This window comes from Psychrobacter immobilis (genome assembly GCF_904846235.1).
Taxonomy (GTDB): Bacteria; Pseudomonadota; Gammaproteobacteria; order Pseudomonadales; family Moraxellaceae; genus Psychrobacter; species Psychrobacter immobilis_C.
The window spans coordinates 170,735-191,148 of record NZ_CAJGZN010000001.1 but is presented as its reverse complement, the minus strand read 5'-3'; the positions used below and the strand labels follow the sequence as shown (position 1 = coordinate 191,148).

Below are 20,414 nucleotides of genomic sequence, written 5' to 3'. Positions count from 1 at the left end.
TGGGAAACGCTGTCGAATATTTTATTATTAAGAGTATTGGATAGAGTTGACCAACTACCATCCGATGCAATGACATTGATGAGGAGCATCATGAGATTTTTTTCTTTACGTCAGACTAGCAGAGCAGTATTGCTATCTATGGCAGGCCTTACGCTTACGTTAAGTGCCAACGCTGCTACTGTCAAACCTGCAGCGGCTCAAGCTTCTACTTCTGCTACGCAAAGCTCAGTTGATCGCTTGACGCCAGCCAATAGCACAGACGGTATTATTGCCCTAGTTAATGAAAATGCTATTTTAAAAAGCGAACTGGTTGATGCTATCGAGCAAACCCAAGCACGTGCCAAAGCTGCTGGTGAGCCTATCGCAAACTCAGCACAACTACAGTCTGAAGTATTAAACGCGCTTATTTTGCGTGAACTACAACTGTCTATGGTCAAACGTGCGGGACTGTCTGCCGATGAAGCAGAAATCAATCAACGTCTTGGTCAAATCGCTCAAGCTGAAGGCTTTAATAGCATTGCAGCATTGCAGCAACGTCTAGATGCCGCACAACCTGGTAGTTATGCCAATCTACGTGCCAAACTGATCGAAGAGGCTTCTATCCAAGCGCTACAGCAGCGTCAAATTACTCGCCGAGTACGTATTAGCGAGCAAGATATTGATGCATTTTTGGCCTCACCTGAAGCCAAACGTCTGAATCAAAGCGAATATCAAACCATTCACGTACGTGTGCCTTATATAGATGACTATAGTCGCCTATCAGCCGCTCAACGTGAAGAAGCATTAAAAGTCGCGCAAGCATTACGTACGCGTTTGCTTGAGCCAAATGTCAACGTCGCTGAAGCCGTTGCTGCTAGCCAAGGTAGCTATCCGATTCCATTGCAAGGTGGAGATATGGGCTTTCACAAGGCTGCTTCTTTACCGACAGAACTGTCTAGCAAAATTACCAAGCTAGACGTTGGTACTGTAAGCGAGCCACTATTGACTCCTGAAGGGATTGATATCATCAAGCTTGCTGATAAAAAAGCCAGCAATACGATGCTGATACCACAATGGCATACTCGCCATATTCTAGTCAAAGTCGATGACCTACAGACTGACGCGCTTGCTGAACAAAAAATCAATGATCTATACGAGCAACTTCGTGGCGGCGCTGACTTTGCTAGTTTAGCTTCAACGTATTCAGATGATCCAGGTTCTGCGGGACGTGGCGGTGATCTTGATTGGGTTAGCGAAGAAGATATGGTTGGTTCATTTGAAGCCACCATGAAAAATACAGCGGTTGGTGACTACTCTGCACCATTTAAGACAAAATTTGGTTGGCATATCCTAAAAGTCGACGGTAAGCGCGATCAAGATATTAGCGAGCAATATCGTCGCAATATGGCACGTCAAGCATTGTATCAACGTTTAGCGCCACAAGCTCAAGAAGACTGGTTACAAGAGCTACGTGCTGGCGCTTATATTCAGATACTTGGCTGATATGTTGCAATAAGCTAGTAGTATTAAGTTAGCGAAAGCACTGAATCGATTTAAACAAAGAAGGGTATATGCTATTGCATATACCCTTCTTTATTTTGCGCAGTTAGATATTTAACTGGAAGCTTTAAAAAAATATCGGAGTTAAGCATTTTAAACTTTATTAAACCAAAATCCACACAAAGAAAAACCCCGAACCTAGGGCGATTGGTTCAGGGTTTCAATACTTCGTGTTATTGTTATTATCTCTCTTCCGTGCTGACTCATCCTAAGTCATTTAACAGTATTATATAAGACAGCGGGCTGACCTGTACTTTTATTGGTACTGTCTCAACACTACATCCATGCGTATCCTTGTGTTGATGGATGTATTATAGGCCAATGAATTTGGTGCCGATAGAAGCTAAAGACTCTATTTTGCGTAAGCATATGCTTACATCACTTTTATGCATTACCGTTAATAAACGGCCTCTTTTATCAACCAAAACTGCGCTGTTCTTGTCTGTGTTCTTCTGACACTTTTTCGCCTTCTTTCTTGCCTTCTTCGATTTTGTTGTCAGTTTCTTGGATATCTTCTGCTTGTGCAGTAGGCGCATTGCCTTCTTGCTTGCTTGCCTCTTCTGGCTCATATTGTAAGGTAGTCATCACAGGAAAGTGATCAGATCCTACGGATGGCATACGCTGAATATCAACTACTGTAAAACAGGCACTATGAAAGATATGGTCTAGAGCCCAACGTAGAAATGGGTATTTAACATGAAAGGTATTAATGAAATGTCGACCAATACGAGGATCTAACAGGCCAGAGATACGTTGGAAACGACGCGTGGTTTTTGACCATGCGACATCATTGAGATCACCTGCCAGTATCGCCGTTTGATCGTTTTCTTTTATATGTTTACCCACCATGAGCAGCTCAGCATCACGCGTGGTGGACTTATCAGCTTCAGTTGGGCTAGGCGGCATAGGATGTAAGCAATATAACCAAACGACGCGGCCTCCTTGCAAACGCAACTGTGTATGGATAGACGGTATATCATCTATCATCAAATACTTAACTTCAGGATCAATTAGCTCAAGCTTAGAATACAAGTGCATACCATATAAATTATCTAGTGGCACTTTCACGGTATAGGGATAGTCAGACTCAACTTGGTGTAGGGCTTGCTCCCATTTCTTATCACTCTCTAACGTAATTAAGATATCAGGCTGCTTTTGCTTAACCAAATCGACCAGCTTCTGCGTTTCATCATTGGGCGTCAATACGTTTGATACCATGATTTTTATTTGATGCGCTTGCCCTTCTGGCTTATCTTTTGCCTTTTGAACTTCTTTTTTCCACAGCTTAGTATATGGCAGTACCATTCTCAGCTGAAATGCTAACGTACCGCTCAATACAACAAACAATATCCACTGCCCTAACTCCCACTCTGAGAAAAACACTATCATGCCAACCCAAGCGATAATACCAAGCACCATTATTTGGATGCGTGGAAACTCAACACCGCGCACCCACCAGTTATCCAGCGGTAACCAGCCCCAGATTGTGACAAAGGCGATGAATCCTGCTAGACCTTGTAAGGCGTAATATAATAGTGAGAGATCCATAAGTAGGTACTAACCGTTGATTGAAATATTGATAGAGCCAATGATGTATATTGGTTAAGCTTTTATTTGATAAGAAATATCGTGGTTGTAACTCACCTGACATCAAATAACTAACGTCGAGTAATTGTGTTTGAGACTTACTTTAGCATTTCAGAAGATTCTCGCCTACTGGTGAGTCTCAATTATGCGACAACTATCATAAAACGTTACAATATTGGCTCACTCAATGTAATGAGTGCTTTATTAAACATTATATTTTTGAGGTCGTCAGATAGCCAAGTATCTATTCAACAGTAATAACTTAAAGTTATAGCCGACATAGTTAATAGTGTATAGAAAACGACCAAATAATAGCCAAAACGCCTTGCTTTTTCGCGCCATTCACGGCATTGTTATCGGTTGACGATGCAACAAATAATTGTAAATAGGATTGAACTTCATGAGTGATTTAACAGTAGGTTTGGTAGGCTGGCGCGGTATGGTAGGGTCAGTATTGATACAACGTATGCAGGAAGAAAATGACTTTAACGGGATCAAACCCGTGTTTTTTTCAACCAGTAATGCTGGTGGTGATGCACCAAAATTCGATGGTATTGAAACCGACCAACTAAAAGACGCTCATGATATTGAAGCACTTGCTGCTTGTGATGTCGTTATTACTTGCCAAGGTGGTGACTATACGTCAAAAGTCCATCAACCATTGCGTGATAGCGGTTGGAACGGCTACTGGGTTGATGCGGCGAGTACGCTGCGAATGAAAGATGACAGCATTATCATTCTTGATCCAGTCAACCGTAACGTTATTGATAGTGCCCTAGCCAACGGCAAAAAAGACTTTATCGGTGGTAACTGTACCGTATCATTGATGCTGATGGCTATCGGCGAGCTGTTTAACAAAGGCTGGGTCGAATGGGTCAGCGCCATGACTTACCAAGCCGCTAGTGGCTCTGGCGCAAACAACATGCGCGAGCTCATCAATGGCATGGGCGTATTACACGATGCCGTTAAAGACGAATTGGCTGACCCTGCTAGTGCGATTCTTGAGATTGATAAAAAAATCGCTCAGACTCAGCGCTCAGCAGACTTCCCTACACAATACTTCGGTGTACCACTGGCAGGTAGCTTGATTCCTTATATCGATGCTCAGCTAGAAAACAAACAGTCAAAAGAGGAATGGAAAGGCGGCGTCGAGACCAATAAGATCTTGGGTAACGATGATACCAGTACGATTCCTATCGACGGTATGTGTGTACGCGTCGGCGCTATGCGTTGTCATGCGCAAGGTTTAACGATAAAGCTGAAAAAAGACATTCCACTAGAAGAAATCGAAGCTGCACTCAAAAACAGTGGCAACGAGTGGTTGGACTTAGTCGAAGATGACAAAGAAGCTACTATGAATCGCCTAACTCCAGTAGCAGTGACTGGCACCCTAACCGTTGCGCTAGGTCGCTTACGTAAGCTTAATATGGGCCCTGAGTATCTAGGCGCATTTACTGTTGGTGATCAATTGTTATGGGGCGCAGCAGAACCATTACGTCGTATGCTTAATATCATCCGTGAGCAAAACGTCTAACTTAGATACCTTATATTAAGCACAAAAAAGACAGCGATTGCTGTCTTTTTTTATGGATCGACTACTATTTAGATTGATACGCAATCATCACCTCATTACGACGTAAGAATGGTAGCGTCCAAGGTGGGTTATAACGTGCTAATTCAGGCTCGCCTATAGGCGTCAAATTCTGGTTTTGCATCCATGTTTGCAGCGCTTCGGTTTTTTCCGCTACTTTGTCCTCTCCTGCGAGCCAAGAGAACTTAATCACACCGTACGTCTGTGCAGGCACTTCTATAATTTCAACGTTTGGATTGTTTGGCTTTGGCAGTGTTTGCATCGTATATTTACTAGGCATCGTAAATTGTACGCGCCACTTACCATTGTCTTGTTGCATACTGACTGGTGCTGTCATGGCAATTTTTTGTGACTCATTATCACTTTCTTTGTTATCAGCTTGCATCGTGACAGGTACCGTCATACTAATTTTACTACTGTCGCCACTTGGTGCGGTGTTATTACCAAAAATATAGTCCGCTAAAATCTTAAACCCTTCACGACTTGCTGAGTCTTGGTCACCACTCACCCACGTTTGCGCTACTAGCTGCTCATCATAACGACGCAGCTCAAAGTCATCTACTTGGGTCAACACCGTATATTTCGGCTCCTCAGTAGCCATAGCCCCTCCTGATATCAATAATAAACCACTCAATAATAAGTAAGCTGTCTTTTTCATGTCATGTCTCCAGCATCTAAAAGCATGGTGTGGCAATGATTATTACCTCACCTGTATAACTTCTACTGTATCAATAGACCTCTAGCACTGTCTGTGTCTTTTGGCGTGCTATCTGTATTTTTTGGTTATGAAAAAGGGATGTCAAATAAAATCCCTAAAGAACATATTAACTATGTATCGATACCACTAAATATCCATGTCCAAAAAAACCGCTAACAATGCTATAATTAGCGCCATTTTCATAGCTTAAATAGCGGTTATCATATGCAATTTGTCTTACATAAAACGGCCAGCGGTGCAACGCGTGCACGCCGTGGTACGGTTCATCTCAATCATGGCGACGTGCAAACGCCTGCTTTTATGCCTGTTGGTACTTATGGTACGGTCAAAGGCATGCTGCCACGTGATATCGAAGCCATCGGTGCTGATATTATTTTGGGCAATACCTTCCATCTCTGGTTACGTCCGGGTACTGAAGTCATTGATAAATTCGGTGGCTTACATAAGTTTATGCATTGGGACAAGCCTATCTTGACCGATTCGGGCGGTTTCCAAGTATTCAGCCTCGGCGCAATGCGTAAAATTACCGAAGAAGGCGTAAATTTTAAATCTCCTATCGATGGCGCAAAGGTATTTCTCTCACCAGAAAAATCTATGCAGATTCAGTACAGCTTGAACTCAGACATCGTCATGCAGTTCGATGAGTGTACGCCGTATCCAGCCACTCATGATGAAGCGAAAAAGTCGTTAGAGCTATCGCTACGTTGGGGACAGCGCTGTATCGATGAGCACAACAGACTGGGCAGCACCAACGCATTATTCGGTATTGTACAAGGCAGTATGTATCCTGATTTGCGTCAGCAATCACTTGAAGGCCTGTTAGAGATTGGCTTTGATGGTTATGCTATTGGTGGTCTTTCAGTTGGCGAACCTAAAGAAGAGATGATAGATGTCCTAGACTACCTGCCTGATGATATGCCAGCAGATAAGCCACGCTATCTTATGGGTGTTGGTAAGCCTGAGGATTTAGTTGAGGGCGTACGTCGCGGTGTGGATATGTTCGACTGCGTGATGCCAACTCGTAACGCGCGTAATGGCCATTACTTTGTGACGGGCGATGCAGACAATGCTGGTGTGGTACGTATTCGTAATAGCCAATATCGCAATGATGAAGGCTCATTAGATCCTGAGTGTGACTGCTATACTTGCCAAAACTTTAGCCGTGCTTATCTGTACCATCTTAATAAGTGCAAAGAGATGCTAGGTGCTCAGTTAGCGACCATTCATAACTTACGCTATTACCAACGTTTGATGCAAGGTATCAGAGATGCTATCGAGCAAGATAAATTTGATGAGTTTGTCAGTGAGTTTTATGCCAAACGCGGTCAAACGGTTCCTGAGTTAAACTTGCGTTAATCCTATTTAATATTCACGACCGTATAACGATATCTGTTGAAATAAAAAAGGGCTTAAGAATAATCTTAAGCCCTTTTTCTGTGCTGCTTTTATCACTCAATGATTATCACTTAATGATTTAAGTAGAGTCTATTTTGACTACTATCCCATCAATGACGTCACAAATACTACAATAACAGCGATTGGCGCGATGAATTTCGCAACGATTTGCCACAGCTGCCATGTACCATTAGATAAACCAAGCTCTTGCTGAATGTTACGTTGATCCATTTTCCAACCAACAAATACAATTGCAGCCAGACCTGTTAGAGGCAATAGGAACTTACTAGTAAGCTTATCTAATGCATCAAAGATACCATTACCCATGATAGTAAAGTCAGACCATAGGTTGAACGATAGCAGTGCTGCAATACCTAACAACCAGATTACTGTACTTGCCACGATAGTCGATACAGTACGACTCATCGACGTACGCTCTTCTAATAACTCAACGGTTGGCTCAAGTAACGAGATAGATGAGGTGATAGCTGCAAAGGTAATAAGCAAGAAGAACAATGCGCCAATGATAGTGCCCGCACCCATGCTACCGAAAGCAATTGGTAAACTTACAAAGATAAGACCAGGACCTGATGCAGGATCTAGACCATTGCTAAAGATGATTGGGAAGATGGCAAGACCAGCAGCCAACGCAATAACCGTATCTAAAATAACAACGGTACGTGCTGTTTTTAGCAAGTTTACTTCACGGCCCAAATACGAACCATAAGCAACCATTATACCCATACCAATTGATAGTGTGAAGAATGCATGACCTAATGCTGCAAGCATAACATCAGCCGTTAGTTTGCTAAGATCTGGTGTAAATAGGTAAGCAACTGCTTCACCAAATCCACCGTTCATCACGTTATAACCGACGATAACGAACAGAATTACACCCAATAATGGCATTAAAATCTTAGCTGTTTTTTCGATACCACTTGTCACACCAATACCAACGATGACAGCGGTTAAAATCATAAATACCGTATGCCAGATCGTCAATGTACCAGCTGATGCAAGCATAGCATCAAAGGTTGCAGCAACAGAATCACTGTCTTGACCAGCAAAGCTACCTGTTGCAACTTTAGTAATATAGTTAAGCGCCCAACCACCGATCACACTATAGAACGATAGAATTAAGAAGCCACCCAAAACACCAGTAGCACCAATAATACCCCAACTACGTGACTTACCTTCATTCGCTGCTACGTCTGAAAAAGTATTGACTGGGTTTTTTTGACCACGTCGACCAATTAACCATTCAGCAACTAATATTGGAAAACCGACCAGCGCGATACAGAACAAATAAGCAATAACGAAAGCTGAACCACCGCTTTCGCCAACCATGTATGGAAATTTCCATATGTTTCCTAAACCAACTGCTGAGCCTACTGCTGCCAATACGAAGCCAAAGCTTGAGCTCCATTGGGCATGTTCTTGTTTATTGATAGCCATTTTTTCCGTCCTCGTGCTTCAATTAACGTTACTGATAATCTTCCTTGATCAACATAAATAGTCGGCCTTACCGTTGAACTATTTAGTAAACGCATCGATGTGAAACGCCCAGCAACATTAAGAAAGAATTGATTACAATATCGTAAACGCTCAGTTTCTGCTAAGCGACCAAAAAAGTCAAGTGCTCATAAATATAAAAAGCCATAACAAATAGTTATGGCTTTTATCTAATTCGCCTTCATTCCATAAGAATTTAGCTGATTAAAAGTGTCAAACTCATCTTTAATCGAGTTACGTTTTTTTAGCGGACAACACCGCGGCTGCTATTTTGTAAGGAATCAATAAGTAGCTGAATTTTTGGCTCTTTAGCCAATAGCTCACTATGTAAGACTTCCAACGCTTGTGCAGTAGTCAAACCTGACCTGAAAATCGTACGATACGCTTGACGTAATACATTAATGGTTTCTTTTGACCAACCTTTACGGCGCATACCCTCTATATTGAGTCCATGAGCCTTTGCTGGATTGCCAGACACCATCGTAAATGCAGCCACATCTTTTAGAATGAGGCTGGCTCCGCCAATCAAGCTATAGTCATCTACTGTACAAAACTGATGTATGCCTGAGTTGCCACCGATGATGGTATGGTCGCCGATAGTCACATGCCCTGCCACACCAACATTGTTAGCCAGTACGTTATGATCGCCAATGACACAATCGTGTGCGACATGGGTGTTTACCATCAGTAGATTATGACTACCGATTTTAGTCAGCTCGCCATCTTGCGCTGTACCGCGATGTAAGCTACAGGCTTCACGAATCGTATTATGATCGCCGATTTCAAGCCAAGTACGCTCACCTGCATATTTCAAATCTTGAGGATCTTCACCAATACTAGAAAATTGATAAAACTCATTGTGTTGACCAATACGAGTCAGCTTAGTCACAACTACATGTCTATGCAAAACCGTATGCGCACCAATTGATACTTCATCACCAACGATACAATAGGGCCCGATGATAGCAGTTTCGTCAATCTGCGCGGACAGTGAGATGAGTGCTGTAGGATGAATCTGACTCATAAGATGGGCCCTTGTATCATTTGATGCGAGTAAATAATAAGAAAGTATCGCTATTTCAGTGTTACTAACGAAGCTAATACCAGTTGTGTTGTTGAATTTACATATAGCTGTTTATTGCAATTATATTGAGCGAATTAATATCGCTCTTTGTACAGTATGGCTTATTAAAAACTTAAGCACCCTTCGTATTAGCAGGTTTTTGTTGCTCTTGACGTGCAATCATAATTTGCGCACTAGCAGCCAGTTCATCTTCGACATGAACAGTACAATCAAATTTATAGATACCATGTCTTTGCATCACGGTTTTTGCACGAATGATAAGCTGATCACCAGGAATTACACGACGTTTAAAACGGACTTTATCCACACCTGCAAATAGATAGAGGTAACCGTCTTCTGCCGTCAGTCCTGCACTGATAAAACCAAGCACCCCTGACACCTGCGCCATTGACTCTACCATCAATACACCTGGCATAATCGGCTCATCAGGAAAGTGACCGTTAAAAAACTCTTCATTAATAGTCACGTTTTTGATACCAGTAATACACTCGCCTGGGGTACAAGCTACAATACGATCTACCAGCATAAAAGGATAACGATGCGGTAAATAATGCTTAATCGTATGATACGTCAATGGTAGCGTAAGACCTTGCTCAGCCAAGCTTTTAACGTCTTCATCAGTTGGGATATCTATATTGTTATTGCTCATAATGACGCTTCCTTGCTGTGTTTTGAATATCTATTATTTGTTTGTGTTTGCATTAGTTATTGCCCAGCTGACGAAAACGTACAGCAGCACGTCGCCAATTAGCAGTTGGCATTGCAGCCGTACCAGATGAATATGAGCCAGCGGTTTTAATGGATTTGGTTACCATGGTCATACCAGATAGAACAACATCGTCTGTAATCTTGATATGTCCTGTGATACCGACAGCGCCGCCTATTATACAGCGCTTACCTATCGTAGTACTACCCGCAATGCCCGTTTGAGCAGCAATAGCAGTGCCGTCACCAATACGGACGTTATGCGCAACTTGTACCAAGTTATCAATAATAACGTGATTGCCAATAACGGTATCATCGATAGCACCACGATCGATACACGTCTGGCTACCAACTCTCACATAATCACCAATAATGACACGGCCTAACTGGGCAATGCGCTCCCAACCTGTGTTACTAGGATCTTTAGTCGGGGCAAACCCGAACCCTTCAGATCCGATACTTACCCCTGCATGCAATCTAACGTGATTGCCAATGACACACTCAGGCCCGACAACGACTTGCGACTTAATCACACAATCGTTACCGATACTGGTATTGGCCTCAACCACGACATGAGCATCGAGTGCGCTACGCGCCCCTATTTGCACATTGTCACCAATCACGCAAAAAGGACCGATATTGACTTGCTCGCCAATAACAGCACTGTCTGCAATCACAGCACTAGGATGAATCCCGTTAGATAAAGAATGACGTGCAAACAGCTGACTGGCACTGGCATAAGCCAAATATGGATTTGAGACGACTAACGCTATCGCTGAATTAGGCACTTGGTCACGATATGCTTCCGTCACCAACACTGCCCCTGCGTCACTGCTCGCCAAGCTAGAAATATAGTGAGGATCTGCCAAAAAGCTTAACTGCTGCTGATCGGCCGTCGTCAAACTACCGACGCTACTGAATGGTTGACACAATTGCTCAGTATCAATCTCAGCCTTATTAATAATAGGCTGACGCTGCTCAATTCGAGTAATGAGTTGCTCAATCGTTATCATAATGACTATTAATAAAATATGGTTATAAATGAAACGGTCGCCAAAATAACAATGCGTTTTGACGACCTACTAAGCTCTAATGATATTTCCGTCCATTTGAGACAATCTTCGAAACTGCTCAAATAGATGAGAATGATGTCATTAATTTAGAATGTATTACCGATTTGGAACTGGACTTTTTCGGTCTCATCGCCTTCTTTGTCACCAAATGGTACCGCGTAGCTAAGTGAGATTGGACCAATTGGCGTATACCAAGTGATACCGGCACCCGCACTGTAACGGAAGTCATTATCTTGAGTCAGCAATGGAACATCTGAGTCATTAAAAGTGCGATCTTCTTTATCAGACGTGTCAAAGACCTGACCACCTTCAGCAAACAATACTGGACGTACCTGATCTGCCCAATCGCCTTTAAACGGCATTGGTAAAATTAGTTCAGCACCAAACGTTGCTAGTGCATTACCACCAACCTCTTCTGCGGTAAAGGTTTGGTTGTCTGGATCATTGACCGCATCATAATAGACTTGTGATTTAGGTCCCAGAGTAGATGATTCATAGCCACGTACTGAGCCATAACCACCAGCATAGAAGTTTTCATAGAACGGTAAATCATTACCATAACCAAGCTTAGTATAACCACGCGCGATCACGTCTTTATAAATAGGGTAATATACATTGCCGCTATAAGTTAGCTTTTGGTAGTTGGCATCGCCAAGACCGATGGTTGCATCAATTGCATGGCTCATCCCTTTGGTAGGGAATACTGGGCGATCTAACGTGCTGTAGTCCCAGCCAAGTAACAAGTTATAGGTTTGATAGTCGTTTTTAAATGTTGAAACGCCATCAGTATCATCGTCAAATGTTTGTGTGCCGCCCTCGTCTAGAATCTCTTGAACATTAGATATACCCAGATAACGACCACCACGAACCTTTGTGTTGTCTACATTTAGACCAGCACTAAGACGTTTGGTTTCATCAATAGGATAACTATAGTTCAGCGTCGCACCATATGAATCGGTCACATAGTTACTAACATTATCGTCATCATATTTGGTTTTGCGATAATAACCGCTGATACCTTGAGAAACACCGTTTTCTGTAAAGTACGGATCAGTATAACCTAGGCTATAAGAGTCACGTGTCTCTGAACGAGAAAGCGCAGCCTTGACACGGTTACCGGTACCCATAAAGTTGTTTTGAGTCAAATCCAACTGGAAAGTCACACCACCACTTTGTGAGTAACCGGCTGCAATCGTTGAGCTACCAGAAGGCTGCTCTTCAACCACATAGTTCACATCAACTTGGTCTGGCTGGTTAGGTACGGGCTTAACGTCGACAGTGACATTTTTAAAGAAGCCAGTACGCATCAAACGCGTGCGTGACAGCTGAATTTTGTCATTAGAAGACAGCGTACCTTCTAACTGACGCATTTCACGACGTAATACTTCGTCTTGCGTTTTGATATTACCCGTAAAGTTGATACGGCGAACGTAGATAGGACGTGCAGGGTCGATATAGTAATCGACATCGACCATTTTCGTATCGTCATTGATACGTGGTACTGGTCTGATTTGGGCTAAGTAGTAGCCTTCGTTACCATAGCGTCTCTTAAGAGAAGCAGTGGTTTCGTCTAGTTTTGCTTGCGAGTATTTTTCATTAGATGCAAAGCTCACCAGCTCTTTTAGCTCACTGTTCTCAAAAGTAGGTTTACCTAAAAAGTTCACTTCGCCAAACTGGTATTGTTCGCCTTCGCTTAGGCTGACTTCGATAAACACACTACTTTTATCTTCGCTGATGTTCAATACGGCATTATCAACTGAAAAACGCACATAACCATCGTTCTGGTACAGCGCCTTTAAACTCTCTAGACTTGCGGCCAGTTTCTCTTGAGCGTAACGATCAGATTTAGATAATAGACGCGTCCATGAAGATTCTTTTACCGCGAAAACGTCTTTAATCTCTTCATCACTAAAGTGCTTATTACCAATGATATTGATATCGACAACTTTAGCAGGCTTGCCTTCTACAAAGCGCACGTCAAGTTTCACGCGGTTACCATCAAGTACCGTTTGATCTACTTCGATATTACTATTGTAGTAGCCTTGGCTAATATATTGCTGTTGTAGCTCATTGGCCACACCTTGCAAAGTAGACTGCTTGAGCACGTCACCAGCAGAAAGGCCAGCATTCTTCAGTCCCTGCTCAAGCCCTTCTTTTGGAATAAGCTTGTTACCCTCAAAGGTAACTTCAGCGATCGTTGGACGCTCAATGACGTCAAACCTTAGCTTGCCACCTTCAACACGGCTTTGAATATCAGCAAAGTTCTCAGTTGCATATAGCGCCTTAATACTGGCAGCTAAGCTACTATCATTCACCGTATCTCCTACCGTAACAGGCAAGACCGGATAGAGGCTATCAGGGGTTAGACGTTGTAAGCCATTAAAACCGATGTCAGTTACTACAAATTCTGCAGCCTGTACTGGCATACTCATCATCGCTACAACTAACGGCAACCCAGCCGCGCTCATAATTAAAGGCGTACGCATAAACACTATCCGTCAATAAAAAAATTGCTTAAGTTAAGTTAAAAGGCACGTATTGTCTAACCCGTGCGCATAAGGTTATAAACCTATGCAAGGGTAACTCAGAACACTTTATATAAATTGCATCACAAAATAAACTAAAAATTACGATTAGTACAGAGGCTGCGACACAGAGTAGCATGTATATCATAACAATAATCAGCCTATAATAGGCGTAAAACCATTAGTATATCGTGCTTTATAAGCCATACTACCCATCAGTTGATCAAAATAGCCGACTGATGTCATTACCAATTGCTAACACCATGAAACCTGCCAGCAAGAGTAAACCGATATTTAGACCGACCATTTGCACACCTTCAGATAATGGCTTACCACGGATCAGCTCGATAAAATGATAAACAATATGTCCACCATCCAATACCGGAATTGGCAAAAGGTTTAATACAGCAAGACTCAAGCTAATCAGCGCCGCTGTCGATAATACCATTTGCCAACTGATATCAAAGCTTTGCTTGGCGACTTTGGCAATGGTAATTGGCCCTGATAAATTGTCTAAACCAATCATACCTGACAGCATTTTCCCCATCGAGCTTACAGTCATTACCGCGAGCTGCTCAGTCTTTTCAAACGACTTAACTAACGACTCACTAGGACCGTAGACCACGGTAGTCTTGTAATCGTCAGGAATCACAATCTCAGTCTGATCAACCATCGCACCAATCTGTCCGTAATCATTACCCAAGTTGTCTTTTTTACCTTGAGGCATAATCTGCAACTGTACAGACTTATCATCACGCAACACCGTAAAGTTCAATAGCGTTTCAGGATTATCACGGATGATACGCGTGGCAGTAATCCAATCTTCGATTGACTCATTATTAATAGCAGTAATGCGGTCGCCAACCTTTAGACCTTGGCGGCTAGCGGCACCATCGGGAGCCAAACCGCCTACAATCGGCGCAATCTGCGGCTGCCACGGCAACATACCAAAGCTGGTCAATGCGTCTTTGCCTTGAGCCTCGCCTTGCATAAACTGCGTAACTGGTGCTTTATATGTCTTAGTCGACTGATCGGTTTGGGCATCTGACTGCAAGGTAATGCTGACATTATCCGTCTCACCCATACGTCCTGCAAGGCGATAGTTAATACCTTCCCATGTCTGCACATCATGTCCATCAATCGCCACGATCTTATCGCCGACTGGCAGCTGTGCCATTGCAGCAGGCGTATCTGGTAGTACCTGTCCAATCTTAGTCGCCAACTGCTCAGATGGGGTCATAAATAGTACCCAAAATAGCGCGATAGCGATGACAAAATTCATGATAGGGCCAGCTGCAACGATAGCAATTTTCTTGAGCGGATGCTGCCGATTAAACGCAAGGTGCTGCTCATCTTTTGCGACATTACCTTCACGTTCATCCAGCATTTTTACATAACCGCCGAGTGGCAATGCTGAGATACGATAGTCGATACCGCTTTTTTTGCTGGTCCAACCAAAAACTTTAGGGCCAAAACCGATAGAGTACGTTAGCACTTTGACGCCGCAAAGCCGCGCCACAATATAATGTCCCCACTCGTGTAAGGCAATAAGCGGGCCCAAGACAAATATGGCGGCAAGAAGTGTTAGTAAAAACGTCATGATTTTTTCTCAGTATTGTCTCTTAGCATTTTTACTAACATTTTCGCTAATATCGTTTATTAATGTCATATATCCGCTCAGAGACGCTTGCTACGATTATGTCAGATTTGCTACCAACTTATCAGTCAGATGGCGTGCAATCTTATCGATTGCCAATATATCTTCTATGTCAGCAGTTTCGTTCAATGGTGGCAGCTGTATGTCATTTAAGGCCTGCTCGTTAATATTAGCAATATCCGTCAAACGAATCTTCCCATCGAGGAACGCCGCCACTGCAATTTCATTTGCCGCATTAAGCACAATTGTGGCTTGCGTTCCGGCTTGCATGGCTTGGCGGGCCAAACGCAAACAGGCAAATTTTTGTAGATCTGGCTCAATAAACTCCAAACCACTAAGTGCAAATAAGTCTAACGGCTGTGAGCCACTATCAATCCGATCAGGGTAGCTAAGCGCGTGCGCAATGGGCGTTTTCATGTCTGGACTGCCCAGCTGCGCCAAAAAACTCCCATCGCTATATTCTACCATTGAGTGAATGATACTTTGTGGATGAATGACCACATTTATCTTATCTTCAGGCAAATCAAATAAGTGACAGGCTTCTATCAGCTCAAGCCCCTTATTCATCATCGTCGCCGAATCGACAGATATCTTTTGACCCATTGACCAATTCGGGTGTTTGACTGCTTGTGCGACGCTTGCCTGCTGCATTTGCTCAAACGACTGCTGCAAAAATGGCCCGCCAGAGGCTGTCAACCATAGTTTACGAACACCATGATTTGACTGATGGATTTGCGTATTGTCTTGTTGAATAGCAAGTGGCAAGCATTGAAAAATGGCATTGTGTTCAGAGTCGAGCGGTAGCAAAGTGGCTTTATGCTTCTTGACCGCATCAATCATGACCTTACCTGCCATGACTAAGGCTTCTTTGTTGGCCAATAAGATACGCTTACCTGCACGGGCTGCTGCCAATGTAGACGGCAACCCTGCCGCCCCTACAATCGCCGCTACAACCGTATCAGTTTGTGAGTCAGTGGCAATATCTACCAATCCTGCCTCGCCCCCTACGACATCACTATCAATTCCCGCTGCTTTAAGCCTGTTAGCAAAATCATCTACGGCTGACGTCGGCACACTGACGCGTTTCGGCAAAAACTGCTGACAAAGTGCAAATAGCTTATCTAAGCGATGATAGCCTGATAAAGCATAGACTTCATAGGTGTGCGGTTGCGCCGCTAATATTGCTAGAGTGCTATCGCCAATCGAGCCTGTCGCGCCTAGTACGGCGATGCGTTGCGTCATAACCATCAATGCCCATGATACTTAAAAATAATAAAAATAGAATATCGTCTGTTAACTATAAAATTGTCATGCTAATAGCCACGCTTGCCATACCAATGCATTGCTCGCTCTCGGCTGACTTATACCAATATTATGGTGAACTGACTACAGAACAGGTTCAAATAGAAAAGTGCTGCTATATAATCTTATACCACTATCAAGCCAAGCTGCTGTATCGCCCAAAAACCAAGGGCAAATATCGGTGTAGCAGACAACAGAGAATCGATACGGTCAAGGATACCACCGTGACCTGGCAAGATAGTGCCTGAATCTTTTACATCAGCACGGCGCTTGAGCATTGACTCAAACAAGTCTCCAAGTACAGAGGCAAGAATAGTGATGGCCGATAACGCTACAAATGCGATTAGCGGTACACCCGTCAGCTGTAATTTAAAGACGCTAATGGCTACCACAACTAATAGCCCTGTGACGAGGCCACCAGCCAATCCTTCCATGCTCTTATTGGGCGATACATTGGGTGCCATTTTTCGGCGACCAAACTTGCGTCCAACGAAATATGCGCCACTATCTGCACACCATACTAATAAGAACACATACAGCAGCCACCATGCCGACAGTTGCCAGAGATAGAACATCGCCGTAATAGATGCCGTTAAAATAACTGCGCCCATCATTGCCAATTGGTTGCCGTACCATCTTGTTTGTGTTGGGAAGACTCGAACCCAAGACAGCGCCATCAGCCATATAACGAGTGACGCCACCCACCAAAACAACCAAGTCACTTTGAACATTAGTGATAATATAGTGAGCGCTAAAATCAATAGAACGAATACCGCAGGTTGGCGCCATTTAGGCATCAATTTAGCCCACTCATGAGCGGCGATAATGACCCCTATGGCCAACAGTGGTGCAAATAAAATAGGCGTTTGGCTCGCAAACATTGCAATACCAACGATAATAACGAGAACAATTGCCGTCTTAATTCGTTGCCACATACTTATCGAGCCTTATAATAATGAAGAACAGATGGTCAAAAAATGCATTATAGCAGCTAACTAACGATGGCCTAGTGATAGCATTTAATACTAATCCAAGCCGTTTATCATTGCATAAACCAACCCTATTGACCAGTTATACAATACTAACTGAACTGAACCGACTAAACTTATCTATCAACTCACTGCTCAGTGACCTTGCTGCTCTATCACTACTTGCTCGCTGGTTTTGCCAAAGCGGCGTTGGCGTTTAGCAAAATCTGCGATCATCAAAGCCAGCTCTTCTGCTGTAAAATTTGGCCATAATGTGGGAGTAAAAAATAGCTCAGCATAAGCAGATTGCCACAATAAGAAATTAGAAATACGATACTCGCCGCCCGTACGCACTAGCATATCTACTGCTGGCGTATCGGCTAACTGTACGTAATTACCTAACAACTCTTCGCTGACATCTTCAGCTTTTAATTCGCCAGCTTGAACTTGTTGAGCCAGCTGTTTTGCTGCATTTGCAATATCCCACTGCCCACCGTAACTAATCGCAATCACTAGCGTCATTGCGTCAAACTTCGCCGTTTTTTCTTCTGCATCAGCCATTAGCGTTTGTAATGACTCACTAAGTTGACTACGGTCACCGATGAAACGCAAGCGAATACGATACTCATTCATGCGCGGCATTTGCTCATGAATCGTCGATGTGAGTAGCTGCATCAACAATGCTACCTCACTAGGCGGTCTCTGCCAATTTTCGCTAGAAAACGCAAAAACGGTCAGCACTTTAATGCCTGTATTGACACAATAATCAACAAGGGGATCTAGTGCATTTTTACCCGCTATATGACCTTGACCTTGGCCTAAATTATTGGCCTTACCATAGCGATTATTACCATCCATAATGATGGCGATATGACGAGGAAGAATAGCGGGCGCCAAAACGGCTGAAGTGGACATAGGCGAACTTGCTTATTGTTAAGGTAAAATAATAATAACGTGTGCAACGGCGAATAAAAAGTGCCATTTATATAATTCACTAACTTATCATAATTATATTGTGAATTTTTAATGTTCAGAATGCGATGAACAAAGTCTAATCAATCGCGTTTTTGGCATGTTCTAGATATGGCTGCATATAGTTGATTCAGTTTAAAAGAGAGACCAGGCAACCGAGTTCAGATGTATATGCGATACTTCAATCGAGGTTAACGCTGCGACTCTTTTATAGAGGATTAACTATATCAGTCTACACAATAATAAACAGCCAATAGCTATAAAGTATTGGCTGCTAAATTACAGATAATCTACCGAACTGATTCTTGCTATAAATGACAAGTATATTAGTCTTAAACTTCCATCAAATCGCTTTCTTTTTTGCTTAAGCGAGCATCGATCGTTTCAATGTATTTGTCAGTGATTTTTTGAATGTCATCACTCGCGCGGCGCTCATCATCTTCTGAGATTTCTTTTTCTTTTGCCAAGTCTTTGATATCATTCATCATGTCACGGCGAATATTACGGATAGACACTCGGCTGCTCTCAGCTTCACCACGTGCAAGTTTTTGCATATCGCGACGAGTATCTTCTGTTAATGCTGGCATTGGCACACGAATCACATCAGCAGACATTGGGTTTAGGCCCAAATCTGCTTCACGAATGGCCTTGTCTACTGCTTGTACCATCGTACGGTCAAATGGTTGAACCAGTAAGGTACGCGAGTCCTCAACGTTTACGCTTGCCACTTGGTTCAATGGTGTATCAGAACCGTAGTAGCTGACCATCACACCTGACAACATACCTGGATGCGCACGACCAGTACGAACTTTACTGAAAGTGCTTTCAAGCGCTTCCAACGTTTTTTGCATGCGTGCTTCGCCGTCTTGCTTAATCTCTTTAATCATTGTGTATCCTTATTTATCGTTACCGACAAATTTTTTATTTGCTATTGGGATATTAATTACTTGTTGCTAAACGTTAGCTATTTACTGACGTTAGTTGCCAGCCAGTATCGCATCAATTAATGAAAAACTCGTGTGCCTTCATTTTCACCCATGATGACATTCAATAATGCATTAGGTTTAGTCATATCAAACACTTGTAGCGGTACGTTATGCTCACGGCATAATGCGATAGCCGTTAAATCCATGACGCCTAGCTTTTGCTCTAGTACTTCATCAAAAGTCAGACCGTCATATTTGACTGCATCATCATGTAGGCTTGGGTCTTTGTCATAAACGCCATCGACCTTAGTCGCTTTTAAAATCAAACCAGCTTCGATCTCGATACCGCGCAAACATGCAGCCGTGTCAGTGGTAAAGAATGGGTTACCCGTACCTGCGACAAAGATACAAACTTCGCCGTTTTTAAGATAACGAATGGCATTACGACTGCTATAGCTTTCGGTGACTTCACCAATCGGTAACGCTGACATCAAGCGGGTTTTGATGTTGCGACGCTCAAGCGCATCACGCATTGCCAGTCCGTTCATAACGGTCGCTAGCATGCCCATCTGATCACCAGTAACGCGGCCAACGAGACCTTCTTTTTGTAACTGTGCACCGCGATATAAATTACCACCACCGACCACGATACCAACTTGGACACCAAGTCCACGCAAGTGAGCAATAGACAAGCTCATTTTATCAAGCACTTCGGTATCAATACCCATGTCTTTACTACCAGCTAAGGCTTCACCGGAGAGTTTTAGCAAGATACGAGCGTAACGCGGGTTTTTGTCAGACATGAGGTCACCTTGTTATTATGAAATTATAAAGAAAATTATCGGTAAAATACAAATCGA

Annotated in this window: 16 protein-coding genes; 3 read left to right on the top strand and 13 right to left on the bottom strand. The window is 43.0% G+C overall.

The features are described 5' to 3' along the window. Nucleotides 1-90: 90 nt before the first annotated feature. Entirely contained in the window at nucleotides 91-1,482 is a 1,392-nt protein-coding gene (locus tag JMX07_RS00890; RefSeq protein ID WP_201605468.1) for a peptidylprolyl isomerase, read from the top strand. A gap of 474 nt (nucleotides 1,483-1,956) precedes the next feature. On the opposite strand, the gene JMX07_RS00885 is transcribed toward JMX07_RS00890, so the two are convergent. Further along, nucleotides 1,957-3,087, bottom strand: coding sequence for an endonuclease/exonuclease/phosphatase family protein (locus tag JMX07_RS00885; RefSeq protein WP_102078124.1), 1,131 nt, complete (start codon nucleotides 3,085-3,087; stop codon nucleotides 1,957-1,959). Nucleotides 3,088-3,526: 439 nt separating this feature from the next. Between JMX07_RS00885 and asd the strand changes: the two genes are divergently transcribed. Then, nucleotides 3,527-4,660, top strand: coding sequence for an aspartate-semialdehyde dehydrogenase (gene asd, locus JMX07_RS00880; protein WP_102078125.1), 1,134 nt, complete (start codon nucleotides 3,527-3,529; stop codon nucleotides 4,658-4,660). Between the two features lie 64 nt (nucleotides 4,661-4,724). On the opposite strand, the gene JMX07_RS00875 is transcribed toward asd, so the two are convergent. Next, on the bottom strand, nucleotides 4,725-5,318 hold the full coding sequence (locus JMX07_RS00875; RefSeq protein WP_227684572.1) for an SOUL family heme-binding protein: 594 nt from the start codon (nucleotides 5,316-5,318) through the stop codon (nucleotides 4,725-4,727). A gap of 321 nt (nucleotides 5,319-5,639) precedes the next feature. Between JMX07_RS00875 and tgt the strand changes: the two genes are divergently transcribed. Continuing rightward, complete coding sequence (gene tgt, locus JMX07_RS00870; RefSeq protein ID WP_102078127.1) at nucleotides 5,640-6,791, top strand: tRNA guanosine(34) transglycosylase Tgt; 1,152 nt, start codon at nucleotides 5,640-5,642, stop codon at nucleotides 6,789-6,791. A 141-nt stretch (nucleotides 6,792-6,932) separates the two neighbouring features. On the opposite strand, the gene JMX07_RS00865 is transcribed toward tgt, so the two are convergent. The 11 genes from JMX07_RS00865 to pyrH form a co-directional block, all read right to left on the bottom strand. After that, nucleotides 6,933-8,285, bottom strand: coding sequence for a sodium-dependent transporter (locus JMX07_RS00865; protein WP_191114912.1), 1,353 nt, complete (start codon nucleotides 8,283-8,285; stop codon nucleotides 6,933-6,935). Between the two features lie 301 nt (nucleotides 8,286-8,586). Further along, nucleotides 8,587-9,366 carry an acyl-ACP--UDP-N-acetylglucosamine O-acyltransferase gene (lpxA, locus tag JMX07_RS00860; protein WP_201605465.1) on the bottom strand — a complete coding sequence of 260 codons (780 nt, stop codon included), beginning with the start codon at nucleotides 9,364-9,366 and terminating at the stop codon, nucleotides 8,587-8,589. Nucleotides 9,367-9,538: 172 nt separating this feature from the next. Next, a complete protein-coding gene (gene fabZ / locus JMX07_RS00855) occupies nucleotides 9,539-10,075 on the bottom strand; it encodes a 3-hydroxyacyl-ACP dehydratase FabZ (protein WP_057759133.1) in 537 nt (178 codons plus the stop codon). A 52-nt stretch (nucleotides 10,076-10,127) separates the two neighbouring features. Further along, complete coding sequence (gene lpxD, locus JMX07_RS00850; RefSeq protein ID WP_201605462.1) at nucleotides 10,128-11,144, bottom strand: UDP-3-O-(3-hydroxymyristoyl)glucosamine N-acyltransferase; 1,017 nt, start codon at nucleotides 11,142-11,144, stop codon at nucleotides 10,128-10,130. A 146-nt stretch (nucleotides 11,145-11,290) separates the two neighbouring features. Continuing rightward, nucleotides 11,291-13,690, bottom strand: coding sequence for an outer membrane protein assembly factor BamA (gene bamA, locus JMX07_RS00845; RefSeq protein ID WP_201605459.1), 2,400 nt, complete (start codon nucleotides 13,688-13,690; stop codon nucleotides 11,291-11,293). Between the two features lie 262 nt (nucleotides 13,691-13,952). Beyond that, a complete protein-coding gene (gene rseP, locus JMX07_RS00840; protein WP_201579405.1) occupies nucleotides 13,953-15,329 on the bottom strand; it encodes an RIP metalloprotease RseP in 1,377 nt (458 codons plus the stop codon). 96 nt (nucleotides 15,330-15,425) lie between these two features. Continuing rightward, nucleotides 15,426-16,634, bottom strand: a complete 1,209-nt coding sequence (ispC, locus tag JMX07_RS00835) for a 1-deoxy-D-xylulose-5-phosphate reductoisomerase (RefSeq protein WP_201605456.1) — start codon at nucleotides 16,632-16,634, stop codon at nucleotides 15,426-15,428. Between the two features lie 179 nt (nucleotides 16,635-16,813). Beyond that, nucleotides 16,814-17,623 carry a phosphatidate cytidylyltransferase gene (locus JMX07_RS00830; protein ID WP_201605454.1) on the bottom strand — a complete coding sequence of 270 codons (810 nt, stop codon included), beginning with the start codon at nucleotides 17,621-17,623 and terminating at the stop codon, nucleotides 16,814-16,816. 189 nt (nucleotides 17,624-17,812) lie between these two features. Continuing rightward, nucleotides 17,813-18,571: a polyprenyl diphosphate synthase gene (gene uppS / locus JMX07_RS00825; protein ID WP_201605451.1), complete on the bottom strand. Its 759-nt coding sequence runs from the start codon at nucleotides 18,569-18,571 to the stop codon at nucleotides 17,813-17,815. A gap of 389 nt (nucleotides 18,572-18,960) precedes the next feature. Next, on the bottom strand, nucleotides 18,961-19,515 hold the full coding sequence (frr, locus tag JMX07_RS00820; RefSeq protein WP_057759123.1) for a ribosome recycling factor: 555 nt from the start codon (nucleotides 19,513-19,515) through the stop codon (nucleotides 18,961-18,963). Nucleotides 19,516-19,631: 116 nt separating this feature from the next. Then, complete coding sequence (pyrH, locus tag JMX07_RS00815; protein WP_057759121.1) at nucleotides 19,632-20,357, bottom strand: UMP kinase; 726 nt, start codon at nucleotides 20,355-20,357, stop codon at nucleotides 19,632-19,634. Nucleotides 20,358-20,414: the final 57 nt, after the last annotated feature.